The 14666-nt window shown below is 53.9% G+C and carries 18 protein-coding genes and 3 tRNA genes; 20 read left to right on the top strand and 1 reads right to left on the bottom strand.

The genetic code is table 11. From position 1 onward, the window contains the following. Window positions 1-4: 4 nt before the first annotated feature. The 17 genes from PHI12_03655 to PHI12_03575 all read left to right on the top strand — a co-directional run bounded on the left by PHI12_03655 (window position 5) and on the right by PHI12_03575 (window position 13219). Window positions 5-475: a hypothetical protein gene (locus PHI12_03655; protein ID MDD5509894.1), complete on the top strand. Its 471-nt coding sequence runs from the start codon at window positions 5-7 to the stop codon at window positions 473-475. A gap of 11 nt (window positions 476-486) precedes the next feature. Beyond that, a complete protein-coding gene (locus tag PHI12_03650) occupies window positions 487-1074 on the top strand; it encodes a V-type ATP synthase subunit E family protein (protein MDD5509893.1) in 588 nt (195 codons plus the stop codon). A 12-nt stretch (window positions 1075-1086) separates the two neighbouring features. Further along, window positions 1087-2121, top strand: coding sequence for a V-type ATPase subunit (locus PHI12_03645; GenBank protein MDD5509892.1), 1035 nt, complete (start codon window positions 1087-1089; stop codon window positions 2119-2121). 2 nt (window positions 2122-2123) lie between these two features. Beyond that, complete coding sequence (locus PHI12_03640; protein ID MDD5509891.1) at window positions 2124-2474, top strand: V-type ATP synthase subunit F; 351 nt, start codon at window positions 2124-2126, stop codon at window positions 2472-2474. 25 nt (window positions 2475-2499) lie between these two features. Beyond that, window positions 2500-4254, top strand: coding sequence for a V-type ATP synthase subunit A (locus tag PHI12_03635; GenBank protein ID MDD5509890.1), 1755 nt, complete (start codon window positions 2500-2502; stop codon window positions 4252-4254). Beyond that, window positions 4251-5654, top strand: coding sequence for a V-type ATP synthase subunit B (locus PHI12_03630; protein ID MDD5509889.1), 1404 nt, complete (start codon window positions 4251-4253; stop codon window positions 5652-5654). The genes PHI12_03635 and PHI12_03630 overlap by 4 nt, the downstream gene beginning before the upstream one ends. A gap of 73 nt (window positions 5655-5727) precedes the next feature. After that, complete coding sequence (locus PHI12_03625) at window positions 5728-6360, top strand: V-type ATP synthase subunit D (GenBank protein ID MDD5509888.1); 633 nt, start codon at window positions 5728-5730, stop codon at window positions 6358-6360. Continuing rightward, window positions 6347-6796, top strand: coding sequence for a DUF61 family protein (locus PHI12_03620; protein MDD5509887.1), 450 nt, complete (start codon window positions 6347-6349; stop codon window positions 6794-6796). The genes PHI12_03625 and PHI12_03620 overlap by 14 nt, the downstream gene beginning before the upstream one ends. 128 nt (window positions 6797-6924) lie before the next feature. Continuing rightward, window positions 6925-6997, top strand: a tRNA-Arg gene (locus PHI12_03615). Window positions 6998-7028: 31 nt separating this feature from the next. Beyond that, entirely contained in the window at window positions 7029-7607 is a 579-nt protein-coding gene (locus PHI12_03610; protein ID MDD5509886.1) for a 2-oxoacid:acceptor oxidoreductase family protein, read from the top strand. After that, complete coding sequence (locus PHI12_03605) at window positions 7604-7894, top strand: 4Fe-4S binding protein (protein MDD5509885.1); 291 nt, start codon at window positions 7604-7606, stop codon at window positions 7892-7894. The genes PHI12_03610 and PHI12_03605 overlap by 4 nt, the downstream gene beginning before the upstream one ends. After that, window positions 7894-9069 (top strand): transketolase C-terminal domain-containing protein, encoded by a 1176-nt coding sequence (locus PHI12_03600; protein ID MDD5509884.1) that lies wholly within the window; start codon window positions 7894-7896, stop codon window positions 9067-9069. Before PHI12_03605 ends, PHI12_03600 begins: the two co-directional genes overlap by 1 nt. Then, window positions 9069-10010: a pyruvate synthase subunit PorB gene (gene porB / locus PHI12_03595; protein ID MDD5509883.1), complete on the top strand. Its 942-nt coding sequence runs from the start codon at window positions 9069-9071 to the stop codon at window positions 10008-10010. Before PHI12_03600 ends, porB begins: the two co-directional genes overlap by 1 nt. Next, entirely contained in the window at window positions 9986-10456 is a 471-nt protein-coding gene (locus PHI12_03590; GenBank protein MDD5509882.1) for an NAD(P)H-dependent oxidoreductase subunit E, read from the top strand. Before porB ends, PHI12_03590 begins: the two co-directional genes overlap by 25 nt. A gap of 17 nt (window positions 10457-10473) precedes the next feature. Then, window positions 10474-12336 (top strand): NADH-ubiquinone oxidoreductase-F iron-sulfur binding region domain-containing protein, encoded by a 1863-nt coding sequence (locus tag PHI12_03585; protein ID MDD5509881.1) that lies wholly within the window; start codon window positions 10474-10476, stop codon window positions 12334-12336. 14 nt (window positions 12337-12350) lie between these two features. Then, a complete protein-coding gene (locus tag PHI12_03580) occupies window positions 12351-13076 on the top strand; it encodes a 2Fe-2S iron-sulfur cluster-binding protein (GenBank protein MDD5509880.1) in 726 nt (241 codons plus the stop codon). Window positions 13077-13142: 66 nt separating this feature from the next. Beyond that, window positions 13143-13219, top strand: a tRNA-Pro gene (locus PHI12_03575). On the opposite strand, the gene PHI12_03570 is transcribed toward PHI12_03575, so the two are convergent. Then, entirely contained in the window at window positions 13198-13332 is a 135-nt protein-coding gene (locus PHI12_03570) for a hypothetical protein (protein ID MDD5509879.1), read from the bottom strand. The two genes, PHI12_03575 and PHI12_03570, sit on opposite strands and share 22 nt — an antisense overlap. A gap of 98 nt (window positions 13333-13430) precedes the next feature. Between PHI12_03570 and PHI12_03565 the strand changes: the two genes are divergently transcribed. The 3 genes from PHI12_03565 to PHI12_03555 all read left to right on the top strand — a co-directional run bounded on the left by PHI12_03565 (window position 13431) and on the right by PHI12_03555 (window position 14546). After that, window positions 13431-13778, top strand: a complete 348-nt coding sequence (locus PHI12_03565) for a hypothetical protein (protein MDD5509878.1) — start codon at window positions 13431-13433, stop codon at window positions 13776-13778. Window positions 13779-13860: 82 nt separating this feature from the next. Then, window positions 13861-14289 (top strand): hypothetical protein, encoded by a 429-nt coding sequence (locus PHI12_03560; GenBank protein MDD5509877.1) that lies wholly within the window; start codon window positions 13861-13863, stop codon window positions 14287-14289. Window positions 14290-14461: 172 nt separating this feature from the next. Next, window positions 14462-14546: transfer RNA gene (locus tag PHI12_03555), tRNA-Leu, on the top strand. The last annotated feature ends 120 nt before the right edge of the window (window positions 14547-14666 follow it).

Raw genomic sequence — 14666 nt, 5'->3', positions numbered from 1 at the left:
GAAAATGTTAATTGACCCATCATCTCTAGCTACTCTCGGTGGTGCCCTGGCCCTGGGCGGTGGTCTGGCCGGTGCCTCGGTCGGGATAGCCAAGGCAGCCTCCGCCGGTGTGGCTGTTCTCTCTGAGGATAGAGGACAACTCAGGAATGTCATCGTTCTGGCATCCTTACCGATGACACAGGCCTTCTACGGACTCATTATAATGATACTGATTACCTCCAATGTCGTTGATAAGCTGCCCGCGACCGGCGGAGGCGGCTTTGCCGTGCTCGGCCTTGGTATTATGGCTGCCCTGGCCGAGTTTTTCTCGGCAGCGTATCAGGGTGCCGTGTGTGCGTCGGGTATCTCTCTCCTGCCCAAGACCAGAGGGCAGATATTAACCAATTCCATGATGCTGGCTGTGTTTGTTGAGCTGCTCGGTGTTCTCGGTTTGGTCTTCACTATCATGCTGATGAGCATGTTAGGACTTATGTAGGAGTATCTTAGATGACAGGAATGGATAAAATAGGCGAAGCCATCCTGGATAAAGTAAAGACCGAGGCTGATGGTATTGTAGCGGAAGCCGAGGCTAAGGCCAGTCAGGAGATCGAGCAGGCCAAGAAGCAGCAGCTGGTCAGGTTGGAGGAGGAGAAGAGCAGGATTCTCCGGCAGGCCGGTGAGGAAGCTACCCGGATCGAGGCTCAGGCTACCGTGAAAGCCCGTCAGGAGCTGTCCCGGGCCAAGTCCGATGTAATCGATGAGATAATTGATAGAGTAAGAAAGCAGCTTGCCACAGGCTCGAGGGACGAAGGTTCGCTGGCGGGCCTGCTCAAAGAGGCCGCTGCTCCTCTTGGCACCGCTAAAGGCAGGGTCTATCTTTCCCCTAAAGATATCGGCGGGGTAAAAAAGCTCCTTGCCCGTGATAAGGAACTGGCTGCCAGGATAGTTGAGGTCAAGGAGTATGACTGCAGTGGCGGGGTCATCGTCGAGGATGTTGACGGCAAAATCCGGATAGACGATACCTACGAAACCAGGCTGGAGATGCTACTGCCAAGGTTGCTGCCGGAAATAGGCAGGGATCTCTTTCCGGATTAATCGGAGTTAATTGTGTCCAACGCGGAATATGCTTTTATGTCGGCTTACCTGAAAGGAGCTGAGGCCAGGATGGTGACTCCTGATCACATCAATCGGCTGTCCCGGAATGCTGCCGTACCTGATGTGATGGAGGCTATCCGGGATACCGAGGTCGGCGGGTACCTTGAGACGGCATCGGTCAAGACTTTCGATGACTCCGACCGCTGCTTATGGCAGTATTTTGGCCGGTGTCTGGAACGGTTGGAAGCTCTCAGGCTTATGCCGGATGATATGTGTAAGGTACTGAATGCCTACAAAGTAAGGTACGATATTATCAACATCAAGGCTGTCCTGCAGAGCATCCCGACTGGTAAGCAGGCCAACCTGATACCGGTGGGGGTTATTCATATGCGCGGGCTGCTTGATGAGCTTGCCCGTGCCGCTAGTGTTGACGCCGTTATCCGGCTGCTGGTCGAATGTGGACTGGGGACCTATGCCTCTGTCATCAGGGAGTACGACACAGGGAATGAGACGGGACTTAAGCTACAGATGGAAGCGGGACTGGATGGGGAGTATTACAAGAACCTCCTGGATACGGCCAAAGATGTAGAAGACGGTTTCATTCTGGCTAAGACCTTCGGGCTTAGCGTCGATTTGATCAACCTTAAGATTGTCAGCCGCGCTGTCATTGAGGAAATAGGGGCGGCGGTCTCCGGCTGCATCATCACCGGAGGGTATCTGCTCTCTAGCCAGGCGGTTGCGGGACTGCTATCCGGCAAGCTGGCTGATATTCCCAATGCCTTAGGGGGTACCCCATACCGTGTTATTGCGGACGAAGTAGTAGCCGGCTATAACCGGAGCAAAAGCATCACCGCCGTTGAGGAGATTATTGACAGGCACAGGTTCCAGCTGCTGAAGGAGATGCTGTCGCCACGGGTGATGAGTCCTCTGGTGATTGCCTGGTATTTAACTGTCGCAGAGGTGGAAATAAGGAACCTGAGGCTGATAATGAAGGCGGCTTTCGACGGTATATCTACGGATGAAATAAAAGAGTATCTGGTGTTCTGATAGTGGTAGACGTAAAGCACCTGGGCATAGTTGTAATCGGGGACGAAGACCTGGTCAACGGGCTGAGACTGGCTGGGGTAAGCAGGTATCACGTGATAGAGGACGGGACTAATGCCGAGGAGGTCAGGAAGGCCGTCGGTGCAGAGCTGGCTGAACCCGGTGTTGCCATAATAGTGATACTGGAAGACTACGCCAGACATGTTGACGACCTGCTGGCCCGCATTCAGGAAAAGAGGGTTTCGCCGCCGGTGGTCATCGAGGTTCCCTCGAGATACGGTACGCGTTATGAGGACGTCTCCCGGTATTACAAGGCTTATATCAGGAAATTTATCGGCTTCGATATAGAAATCTAGGCGTGTTTTATGGAGGAGGTAAGATATGGGTAAAGTATGGCGCATCTCCGGGCCTCTGGTCATCGGTGAGGATATGAAGGGGGCCCAGGTTTATGAGATTGTTGAAATAGGCAGTGATAGGCTGGTCGGGGAGGTCATCGGACTGGATGAGGATAAGGCAATAATCCAGGTACATGAGGATACCCAGGGTCTCAAGGTTGGTGAGGAAGTTAAGGGGACGGGGACTATTCTGACCGCCGAACTGGGGCCCGGACTTCTGGGGTCTATCTATGACGGACTGCAGAAGTCACTGACCGTACTGCTGGAGAACAACTCGTTTATCGAGCGTGGCGCCAAGGCGTTTGCCCTGCCGCGTGATAAGAAGTGGCACTTTACCCCTACGGTCAAGGTAGGTGATGCCGTCGGCGAAGGCGATATTATTGGTACCGTTCCCGAGACCCATCTTGTCGAGCACAGGATAATGGTCCCGGTAGGAATGAAGGGTGTCATCAAGAAGATAGCTGAAGGCGATTACACTGTCATCGAGCCGGTAGCGTTGCTTGAAGAGGATGGCGGCGGCGAGAAAGAGATTATTATGATGCAGAAATGGCCGGTGAGGAAGCCTCGCCCCTACCGGCGGAGGTTCGCTGCCTCCAAGCTGCTCATTACCGGTATGAGGATTCTCGACTACATGTTCCCGCTGGCGCTCGGTGGCAAGGCGGCGATACCCGGTGGCTTTGGCACCGGAAAGACGGTTGCCCTACAGCAGCTTGCCCGCTGGGCTCAGACGCAGATCAATATCTACGTCGGTTGCGGCGAGCGCGGCAACGAGATGGCTGACGTGCTGCACAGCTTCCGAAGACTTAAGGACCCGAAGACGGGCAGGCTACTGCAGGAGAAGGAGATATTTATCGCCAATACATCCAACATGCCGGTGGTAGCCCGTGAGGCGAGTATCTTTGTCGGCATTACTATGGCGGAGTACTTCCGGGATATGGGCTATGATGTGCTGCTGGTCTGCGATTCGACATCGCGGTGGGCGGAGGCGATGAGGGAAATCGGAGGACGGCTTGAGGAGATACCCGGTGAAGAGGGATTCCCGGCCTATCTGGGCTCGCGACTTGCTTCATTCTACGAGCGGTCCGGCCTGGTGGAGTGTCTGGGGGGGCCGGATAGGAACGGTTCGGTGACCGTAACCGGGGCGGTCAGTCCGCCGGGGGCTGACTTCAGCGAACCGGTAACCCAGAACACGCTTAGAATTGTGGATGCCTTCTTTGCCCTGGATACCGCGCTGGCTAACAAGAGGCATTTCCCGGCGATAAACTGGCTGACCAGCTACAGCCTCTATGTTGACTGGGTGAAAGACTGGTGGTCCGAGATCAGCCCGCAGTGGGAGACTACCCGGGCTATTGCCTTGAAGCTTTTGCAGCAGGAGGCCGAGCTTGAGGAGATTGTCCGGCTGGTTGGTCCCGAAGCGCTGCCGGAGAGTGATAAGCTGGTACTGATGGTTACCAGAATGATACGGGAAGACTTCCTGATGCAGAGTGCCTATAACGAAGTCGATACCTACTGCGTACCGCTCAAGGCGCAGTTGATGCTGCAGACGATAAACAGGTTTTACGAACTGGCCCAGCAGATGCTGGAATCAGGAGTAACTACTGCCGAAATCCGCACCTCACCGATAATCCCCAGGATATCCCGGATGAAGAATATCCCCAATGATGAGGCTGAAGAGAAGATTAAGGAGTTGTGGGCGGAGATGGAGACGAGCTTAGTACCCCAGAGAGGAGGAGTGGCATGACACTGGACTCACTGTATGTAAAAGAGACAAAGGCAATCAGCCGTACCAAGGGGTCGCTGCTGATTGCGGAGAGTATTCCGGGTGTGCAGTTCAATGAGATGGTCGATGTGAGGCTTGCCAATGGTGAGATAAGACGCGGTCAGGCGATAGATATCAGTAAAGAAGCGACCATTATTCAGGTCTTCGGCGGTGTCAGTGAAGTGGATCTGGTGGCCAGCCGGGTGAGGTGTAAAGGAGAGACCCTGAAGCTGCCGGTAGCTAGAGATATTCTGGGTAGAATATTCGACGGTTCGGGAAACCCGATAGACGGCGGGTCAGCGATAATTCCCCGGGACTATCTCGATGTCAACGGCGGGCTGGTCAATCCGGCCGGTCGTGAGCCTCCCGCCGAATTTATTGAGACCGGTATCTCGGCGATAGATGGCCTCAATGCTCTGGTCAGGGGGCAGAAGTTGCCGATATTCAGTGGCTCCGGACTGCCCCACAACCGGATTGTGGCGCAGCTGATCAGGCAGGCTTCGGTTAAGAAGACGGAAGAGCAGTTTGCCATTGTTTTTGGTGCCATCGGCATCAGCTATGATGATGCCGACTTTTTTATGCAGAATCTGGAGCAGACCGGTGCCCGGGAGAAAACAGTGGCCTTCATCAACACCGCTTCTGACCCGGTTATTGAGCGGATATCAACCCCGCGCTTGGCCCTGACCGCCGCTGAGTACCTGGCCTGGCAGGAGGGGATGCATGTGCTGGTTATTATTACCGACATCACCAACTACTGCGAAGCACTGCGCGAGCTCTCCGCGATGCGTGAGGAGATACCTTCGAGGAGAGGCTATCCCGGGTATATGTATACCGACCTGGCTACGATGTATGAGAGAGCGGGCCGGATTACAGGCAAGGAAGGGTCGGTGACCGTAATGCCCATCCTGACTATGCCTGACGATGATATCACCCACCCTATTCCTGATCTGACCGGCTATATTACGGAAGGGCAGATCGTCCTTTCCCGTGATTTGGAAAGAAAGGGGATATACCCGCCGATTGATGTTTTCCTCTCCCTGTCACGGATGATGAAGGAGGGTATCGGGGCTGGTAAGACCAGAGAAGACCATAATAACGTCTTTATGCAGCTCTATGCCGCTTATGCCGAAGGGTGTAACTTAAGAGAGATATCGACCATCATCGGAGCCGAAGCACTGGGGGAGAGAGACAGGTTATACCTGAACGTTGCCGACCGGTTCGAGCGGGAGTTTATCTCTCAGGGAGAGGGCACTAAAAGAAAGGTTGAGGATACCCTGGATATAGGCTGGTCGATATTCTCGGCCCTGCCTGAAGAGGACCTGAAGCTGATTGGTGAGGATCTGATTAAGAAATACCTTCCCAAGTATGCCGGAGGGGCTTAGCAGTATCGGGACAGCATCGGTTCAGCCGGGCAATATATTCCTGGCTGATCGGTAGAGGTATTAGAGATAGAAAATGTCACAGCTTATTAAAGTAACCAGACCGACCAAGATTGAGCTGATTAAGCTAAGGCGGCGGCTTACCCTTGCTTCCAGAATCCAGAAGCTCATCAAGGACAGGGTATCGATACTGGTTATGGAATTCCTGCAGATAGCCGGACAGACAGTAGAGGTGAAGAAGGGTCTGCTTGATGATTTCTCTGCGATGTATAAGGCCCTGTCGCTGGCTGCCGGTTATCACGGTTATATTGCTCTGGAGAAGGAACTCACTGCCAGCGAGGGCGGCCTTGAGGTTGTTGCCGGCTTGAGAAATATCGGCGGGGTGAAAATCCCCGCTTTTGAGCTGAAGAAGGATAAGCAGACGCTCAGGGGCTACAGTATGATTGACACCTCTTCCTGGCTGGACCGGACTGCCGAGCTGTCGGAAAAGTGCCTGGAGGCTGTCGTCGAGCTGGCCGAGCTGCAGAGAGGCATGGCTCAGCTGGGTATGGAGATTAACCGGACCAAGAGGATAGTGAACGCTTTGGAGCATTTGATAATCCCCGGTCTGCAGGCAACGATAAAATACCTTAACATGAAGTTTGAAGAGAGGGATAGAGAGGAGAAGTCGAGGTTAAAGCGGGTGAAGGTACTGCTTGAGCGAAAGTAGGCGGATGGATAGCGAGTTACCCTACGAGAGGATACTTCAGAAGTACTTAACGGGTGAACTGAGGGTGTTGAATGCCCACCTGCCTGGCAGCCAGAAATTGCTTTCCGATTTGTGGGATGAGGAGTACCCTCACGTACTATGTAATGACGGCAGCATCCACCTCTTCAAGCGGAAAGAGCTGAAGTATCTGGCCGGTTTAATAGATGCTGACGAGCAGAAGATGCTGTCGCTGCCGATACTTATCGAAGTAAGTGCCGGGCGGAGTGAAATGGCGGTGCTTTGCCCCGGAGAGGTGGAGAAGAAGGTAATACAGAAGATACTTGATATGCCGCTGGATGTAAGGGAAGGAAGGATTGCTCTATATCGGCCGCAGTTAGCCCTGGTGCGGAGATTGCTGAGGACAACGACGCAGTATGTTTTCTCTGCTCAGCTTTAGTCTTGTATCCTTCTATTGATACTGATGTAGAGAATAAATGCTAGGTAAGCTGGCTGATTTGGTTATTGAATCCGATACCAAATATTTGGTAAGATATGATTTAGAAGCTAAGTGGGGGATCGAATCAGGCCCCTGTAGCTCAGGTGGATAGAGCACCAGCCTCCGGAGCTGGGTGCGAGCGTTCGAGTCGCTCCAGGGGCGTTTTTTATGGCAATTTTTAGGAGGCTTTTAGGTGACGAATACGGCGGGACTCGTTGAGATTAGATGGCATGGTCGGGGTGGTCAGGGAGCGGTTACATCTGCTGAATTATTGGCACAGGCGGCGATAAATGAGGGTAAGTATGCCCAGGCCTTCCCCGCTTTTGGTGCGGAGAGAAGGGGTGCCCCGGTGGTGGCCTTTGTCAGGATAGACAGTGATAATCCGATACGGGTAAGGGCTGAAATTGATGAGCCTGATGTTGTGGTGGTACTGGCCTCGGATCTTTTGCGTGTCGTTAATGTCAGCTCCGGTCTTAAGGCTGATGGTATACTGGTGATTAATACCCCGAAGACAGCGGATGAGATTATAAAAGAGTTTCACTACAAGTGGGCACTGGCGACGGTTGACGCGACCCGGATTGCCCGGGAGACGCTGGGGGTGCCTATTGTCAATACTGCTATGGTCGGGGCCTTGCTGAAAGCTGCTGAGGTTACCAAACTGGACTCCCTGATAGAGCCGCTGAAGCATCGCTTCGGTCGGCTGGCGGATAAGAACATCAATGCGATGCAGAAAGCGTATGAGGGAACTACGGTAAGGGGGAAGAGCAATTGACGGAATCAGAAGGTAAGCCAACCTGGCAGCAGATAGAGATTGGCGCAATAATCACCGAGCCGGGAAGTGCCCGCCAGTATCAGACCGGCGACTGGAGGACGCAGCGGCCGACCTATGAGCACGAGCGTTGCATCAAATGCGGCCTTTGCTCCATCTATTGCCCCGAGGGATGTATTGAGCCGAACGAAGAGGGATACTTTGAGGCTGACCTGTTTTACTGTAAGGGGTGTGGCATCTGTGCCCGGGAGTGCTGGACAAAAGCGATTAATATGGTAGAGGAGGAGTGATGACACAAAGGGTAGGTATAGAGGTCTCACGGGCTGTCGCCATCGCTGCCAAGCTGGCCAACGTTGATGTTGTCGCGGCCTATCCCATTACCCCGCAGACCCATATTGTGGAAGACCTTTCCGAGATGGTAGCCAGCGGCGAGCTGGATGCTTCTTATATCCCGGTTGAATCGGAACACTCGGCAATGAGTTCCTGTCTCGGCTCAGTAGCAGTCGGAGCGAGAACCTTTACCGCTACCTCCAGCCAGGGGATGGAATTGATGCACGAAGTGCTCTATGTTGCCTCGGGCATGCGATTGCCCGTCGTTATGGCGGTGGCCAATCGTGCCCTGTCGGCGCCGATAAGCATCTGGGGTGACCACTCCGATGTGATGTCCGTGCGCGATACCGGCTGGATTCAGATCTTTGTCACCAACGGGCAGGAGGCCTTTGATAACATACTCTGTGCCTTCCGTATCGGTGAAGACCGCAGGACACTGCTTCCGGTCATGATACACCTGGACGGGTTTCAACTGACCCATGTCATTGAGCCGATATATCTTGAAGAGCAGAGTGATGTTGACAAGTTCTTGCCCCGGTTTGAGTATCCCCTGCCCTTGGATCCGGACAAACCGGTAACGATGGGGGCTTTCGGGCCGCCGGATATCTACACCGAGGTGAAAAAAGCACAGGATGTAGTCCTGACATCGTCTAAAGAGGTGATTCTGGAAGCCTGGAAGGAATTCGGTGATATCTTCGGGCGCTACTACTCCCCGATTCAGTGCTACCGTTGTGAAGGGGCCAAGGTGCTGCTGATGACTATGGGCAGCTTTAGCGAGACCGCCATGAGTGCGGTAGATGCTATGCGTGATGATGGTCACGCGGTGGGGTTGCTGAATCTCAGGCTATGGCGGCCATTCCCCTTTGCTGAAATCCGCCAGGCGGTTAAGGATGCCGATGTTCTTGTCGTGTTCGATAGGGCGCTTTCCTTCGGCGGGCCCGGTGGACCGGTCTGCTCCGAGGTCAGATCGGCCCTGTATAGCCTGGACAAGAGGCCCAAGGTAGTTGGTTTTGTCGGTGGTCTGGGAGGCAGAGTGGTCTCGATAGCAGGGTTCAGAGAGATAATCGAGCGGGGGACTAGGATTGCCAGGGAAGGAGCCGAGCAGGAGTTTGAAATGTTTGGGGTGAGGGAATAATGGAGAAATACGCTGTTTTTGTTCCCAAGTTAATCAAGAAAAAGGAAAACTTTGCCCCCGGACACCGTGCCTGTGTCGGCTGTGCTGAAGCACTGGCGGTAAGGCAGACCTTCAAGGCGCTGGGCCGTGATGTTATTGTAGTTAACGCCACCGGCTGTATGGAGGTGGTGGCAACACCGCTGCCTCATACCTCCTGGTGTTTGCCCTGGATTCATACCCTCTTTGAGAATGCGGCTGCCGTGGCTTCGGGCGTAGATTCCGGCTTAAAGGCCTTGGTGAGAAAGGGCAGACGCCCGGATAGGAAGATAAGCGTAGTGGCTATCGGCGGTGATGGTGCTACCAGTGACATCGGACTTCAGGCAATCTCAGGTGCTCTGGAAAGATGGCAAGATTTTCTCTATGTCTGCTTTGATAACGAAGCCTATATGAATACCGGTATACAGAGGTCTTCAGCTACCCCCTACGGTGCCTCGACGACTACTGCTCCGGCCGGTAAAAAGAGCATCGGGCAGGTTACCTGGAAAAAGGATATGCCCGGCATTGCTGCTGCCCATAATATCCCCTATGTTGCCACTGCCTGTCCCAGTTATCCCTTCGATCTAATGGATAAGGTGAGAAAGGGAGCGCTTACCCCCGGCCCGGCTTATATTCATGTTCTGTCGGTGTGCCCTACCGGCTGGAGGTGTGCTCCGGAGTTAGCCATTAAGGTAGGCCGTCTGGCGGTAGAAACGGGGGTATTCCCCCTCTACGAGGTTGAGAACGGCCGCTACAAATTAACCATAGATGTACCTCAACTGAGGCCGGTCCAGGACTATCTGAAGCTGCAGGGGAGGTTCCGCCATCTGTCCGAGGAAACCGTGAAGGAGATTCAGGACAGGGTTAGTAAGGACTATGCCAAGCTCAAGGAGAAGATAGAATGCATGCAGAAGCAGGACAGATAGCAAAGAAGGTAGGGGCAATACTGGATAAATATCAGCACGATAAGGGTATGCTGGTATCTATTCTACAGGATATTCAGGAAGAGTATAATTATCTGCCCAGGGAGTCTCTCGAGCATGTCAGCAAGACCCTGGATGTCCCGTTCAGTCAGCTCTACAGTATCGCCACCTTTTTCAAGGCCCTGCGCTTAACGCCCAGGGGACGCCACCTGATTAATGTCTGTCTGGGTACCGCCTGCCATGTCCGCGGAGCGGTCAAGGTCCTGGAGTCCATAGAGCGTGAGCTGGGCGTTAAGGCCGGCGGCACCACCGATGGTCTCGAGTTCACTCTGGAGACGGTCAACTGTGTCGGGGCCTGTGCTCTGGGACCGGTGGTAATCGTCGATGGGGACTACCACGGTCAGATGAAGACGGAAAAGGTCAAAGATATGATTAAGCAATATTCTTGATGAGAAAGGGGTAGCTATTGGAAAGGTTAAGCTCTCCTGCGGAACTAGAAAAGGCAAGAAAATCGATAGTCAGCAAACGGGATGCCAAGAAGCCCTGTATTACGGTATGCAGCGGGACCGGTTGTCATGCCTTTGGCTGTGAAAAGGTATCCACAGCTTTCCAGAATGAGATTAAACGGCTCGGGCTTGAGGAAAAGGTGGATGTCAGGACTACCGGCTGTCACGGCTTCTGTGAAAGGGGTCCGCTGGTGGTTATCCGTCCCAGGGATATTTTCTATCAGCGGGTAAGCGCCGACGATGCCGCCGAGATAATCTCGGAGACGGTGCTCAAAAACAACGTCATCGACAGGCTGCTCTACGCCGATCCCAACACCGGCAAGAAGATAGTCCACGAGCATGAAGTACCGTTCTATGCCGGCCAGAAGCGGCTTGTCTTCGGTAATAACGGCTATATCGACCCTTCCTCAATCGAGGACTATCTGGCGGTAGGCGGTTATGCTGCTCTGGGTAAAGTGCTGTCCGGGATTAAGCCCGAGGCAGTCATTGAGGAAATAAAGAAGTCGGGTTTAAGGGGACGCGGCGGCGGCGGCTTTCCTACTGGTATTAAGTGGGAGTCCTGCCGTAATGCCCCCTCGCCGGACGGCGTTCGCTATATCATCTGCAACGCCGATGAAGGCGACCCCGGTGCCTATATGGACAGGAGTCTGCTGGAGGGTAATCCGCACAGTGTCCTGGAAGGAATGTTAATCGGGGCCTATGCCATAGGCGGCCATGAGGGCTATGTCTATGTGCGCCACGAGTACCCGCTGGCGGTGAAGAATGTCAGGTTAGCCATCAAGCAGGCTGAAGAGTACGGATTGCTCGGTAAGAATATCCTCGGCTCCGGCTTTGACTTCAGCATCAGGATAAACCGGGGCGGCGGTGCTTTTATCTGCGGCGAGTCTTCGGCACTGATGGCTTCGCTGGAGGGCAAGGTAGGGGAACCCCGTGCCAAGTATATCCATACCGTCGAAAAGGGTCTATGGGAAAAACCAACCACGCTTAACAATGTTGAGACCTGGGCGAACGTCCCCCTGATAATCAATCATGGTGCCGACTGGTATACCAAAACGGGTACCGCTAACAGCAAGGGTACCAAGATCTTCTCCCTGGTGGGTAAGGTCAACAATACCGGTCTGGTAGAGGTCCCGATGGGAATAACGCTTAAGGAAATCATTTATGATATCGGCGGCGGCATTCCCGGAGGTAAAAAGTTCAAGGCGGTACAGACCGGCGGTCCTTCCGGCGGGGTTATTCCGGACAGCTTGATCAATTTGCCGGTCGATTTCGACGAGCTGACCAAGTCCGGTTCGATGATGGGCTCCGGCGGTATGATTGTGATGGATGAGGACAACTGCATGGTGGATATCGCCAAGTACTTCATCGGTTTTCTCGAAGGAGAGTCCTGTGGTAAGTGTGTCCCCTGTCGCGAGGGTTTAAAGAGGATGCGGGAGATACTGGATGGTATCAGCGAAGGCAGGGGCAAGGAAGGCGACATTGATCTGCTGGAGCGTCTCTCCACGACACTGACCGATGGTGCTCTCTGTGCCCTGGGTTCGACGGCGCCCAATCCGGTCTTGAGTACCATCCGTTATTTCCGGGACGAGTATGAAGCGCATATTAAGGAGAAGAGGTGTCCCGCTGGTGTCTGTAAGGAGCTGATTACCTATCAGATTATCAAGGAAAAGTGCCCGGGATGCGGGCTCTGTATCAAGTCCTGCCCGGCGGAGGCGATAACCTCCGGGGGTAAGAAGCAGCCGGTTATTTTGGACCAGGAAAAATGCATCAAGTGCGGGGCCTGCTATGATGTCTGTAAGCTTGGCGCCGTAAAAGTAAGTTGAAGGTGTGATAGAGGATGGTAAAACTGACTATTGACGGACGGGAATGTCGGGCGGAAGAGGAAAAGACAATACTTGAAGTAGCTAGTGAGAACGGCATCCACATCCCAACCCTGTGTTACCATGAGGAGGTATCCCCTTACGGTGCCTGCCGTCTCTGTATGGTTGAAGTGACCCGGAAGGGGCGGAAGAGGCTGGTAGCTTCCTGTCTTTATCCGGTGGCGGAGGGTCTTGTCGTCAGGACCGAAACACCGGAGGTTAATAACATCCGCCGCACGGTGATCGAGTTGCTGCTGGCGAGGTGCCCCGACTCAGAGGTGGTACAGGAAATGGCCCATGATCTGGGCGTCGATAAGCCGATCTTCAGCCTGGAAGAGGACAACCACAAGTGCATTCTCTGTGCCTTATGCACCAGGGTGTGTCAGGAGGTGGTGGGGGTATCGGCGATAACCCTGGTCAACCGTGGGGTCGACCGGCAGATGGCTACCCCGTTCTACGACTTCTCCGAGGTGTGCATCGGGTGCGGTTCTTGCTCTTTCGTATGCCCTACCCGGGCGATCAGTTTCGAGGATGTCGGCGATACTCGGGTGATCACTATGCCTCACGTGACCATGGAGTTCAAGCTGAAGAAGTGTAGCAAGTGCGGCAAGTACTGGGCTCCCGAGAGACAGTTGGAGTATATCGCTAAGACAGCCGGGATCGCTCCGGAGGCGTTTGATATCTGCCCGGACTGCCGGGACTGAAGGCCTGTGTGGCCGGCACGCCCGCTTGACCCTGAGCAGGTGGTCTGCTATATTTGTTCCCGATAGCGGGGTGTAGCGCAGTCGGCTAGCGCGCAGCGTTTGGGACGCTGAGGTCGGAGGTTCAAGTCCTCTCACCCCGACCATTCACATATTCGTTAATCTCTCTATTAAGCTTTGTCTTTCTCCAACGGCTCTTGACCTCAATCGACTGTTGAATCGGATAGCCATGGCTTATTTCATCGCCAGCTGGCTTCAAAAGCAACGCCTCCGGTACTATTCAAAATGGCGATTCTGTGATAATGTTGTTGGTAGAAAATAAGCATCTCGCTTTTTGGGGGAATTCAGGAGGCGGATATGGTCAACATAATGAAGTCATGGAAGCCGATAACCTCGGGCGTCTTCAGTATCATCGCCGGTATGATCGGCATCGGCGGCGGCGGCCTTGTCGTGCTGATGGGCGATTTCGTCAGTGAGACGGGAGGTATTCTCGGCTTTGAGCCGCTTGGCGTACCCTCAATTATCCTGGGTGTGGTGGCGCTGATCGGCGGTATATTTGCCCTGCGCCGGAGGCTCTGGATAATGGCGGTCATCGGTGCTATCTTCGCCATTCCCTGTATGCCGGTTCTGGGGACGCTGGCTCTCATCTTTGTCGCCCTGGCTAATGATGAATTTACCGCACCTTCCCGGGTCGGGAGCAGCTAACCGTTTCCATAAAAGGTAATGGCTAAAAGGAAGACCCTGTGGTAGTATATCTGGACGAGAAATCGTTTTGGAGGTAGACTCGATGGAAAAGACGTGGAAGCCGACAACAGCGGGTGTTCTGGACATAATTTCCGGAGCTATGGGCATTGCCGGGGGTATTACCGCGATTGTGGTGGGAGGATTCGTTGGCCAACTGGGTGGCCTCAGTGCTGAAATCAGTGATGCGCTGAACGAATGGGCTGGCATGTGGGTACCCGAGGTGACTGACCTGCAATCGCTGATTGCGGAGGCAGCCGGCATCTCATCAGCTATCCTGATGGCGATAGGGATCGTGCTGCTTGTCTGCGCGATAATCGCCCTGATCGGCGGTATCTACGCTTTAAAGAGGCGGAAGTGGGGCCTGGCGCTGGCCGGGTCCATCCTGGCTCTCCCATCAGGGGGAATACTGGGCATACTGGCTATCATATTCGTCTCCCTGGGCAAGAAAGAGTTTTCATCCTGCCCGGTATAATATAGATAGCGATAGCTCGTCCCGATTTACTGTTCGGTAAAGGGAATGTTGCCCCATCCGGGGTGTTTTTTCGATGTTCTCCTAAAGGTCCGGGAGTACTGTCTTGAATTCATCCTTCCGATAATGCTATTGCCGTATGTGCTATGCTAAAATAACAGGGCAGCCTGTGCCCGGGGGAGTGTCGGAACTGGCAGACGAGCATGACTTAGGATCATGTGCCGCAAGGCGTGGGGGTTCGAGTCCCCCCTTCCCCACCAATGGGTACGATACCTAGAACCGATAGTGTTTCTTGTCTCGAATTACCCGGGGGCATGGGTAAGGTATAGTTTAAGGTTATCTGCCCATCGTCAACCTCTATGCTTTCGATAAACGACCTC

The sequence above is a fragment of the Dehalococcoidales bacterium genome, assembly GCA_028716225.1.
In the GTDB taxonomy this organism is placed as follows: Bacteria; Chloroflexota; Dehalococcoidia; order Dehalococcoidales; family UBA5760; genus UBA5760.
This window is presented reverse-complemented; position numbering and strand designations above follow the sequence as displayed.

Coding starts and splice junctions, on each gene's coding strand:
- PHI12_03655 (MDD5509894.1), top strand. CDS start 5: ATGTTAATTGACCCATCATCTCTAGCTACTCTCGGTGGTGCCCTGGCC.
- PHI12_03650 (MDD5509893.1), top strand. CDS start 487: ATGACAGGAATGGATAAAATAGGCGAAGCCATCCTGGATAAAGTAAAG.
- PHI12_03635 (MDD5509890.1), top strand. CDS start 2,500: ATGGGTAAAGTATGGCGCATCTCCGGGCCTCTGGTCATCGGTGAGGAT.
- PHI12_03630 (MDD5509889.1), top strand. CDS start 4,251: ATGACACTGGACTCACTGTATGTAAAAGAGACAAAGGCAATCAGCCGT.
- PHI12_03625 (MDD5509888.1), top strand. CDS start 5,728: ATGTCACAGCTTATTAAAGTAACCAGACCGACCAAGATTGAGCTGATT.
- PHI12_03600 (MDD5509884.1), top strand. CDS start 7,894: ATGACACAAAGGGTAGGTATAGAGGTCTCACGGGCTGTCGCCATCGCT.
- porB (MDD5509883.1), top strand. CDS start 9,069: ATGGAGAAATACGCTGTTTTTGTTCCCAAGTTAATCAAGAAAAAGGAA.
- PHI12_03590 (MDD5509882.1), top strand. CDS start 9,986: ATGCATGCAGAAGCAGGACAGATAGCAAAGAAGGTAGGGGCAATACTG.
- PHI12_03580 (MDD5509880.1), top strand. CDS start 12,351: ATGGTAAAACTGACTATTGACGGACGGGAATGTCGGGCGGAAGAGGAA.
- PHI12_03565 (MDD5509878.1), top strand. CDS start 13,431: ATGGTCAACATAATGAAGTCATGGAAGCCGATAACCTCGGGCGTCTTC.
- PHI12_03560 (MDD5509877.1), top strand. CDS start 13,861: ATGGAAAAGACGTGGAAGCCGACAACAGCGGGTGTTCTGGACATAATT.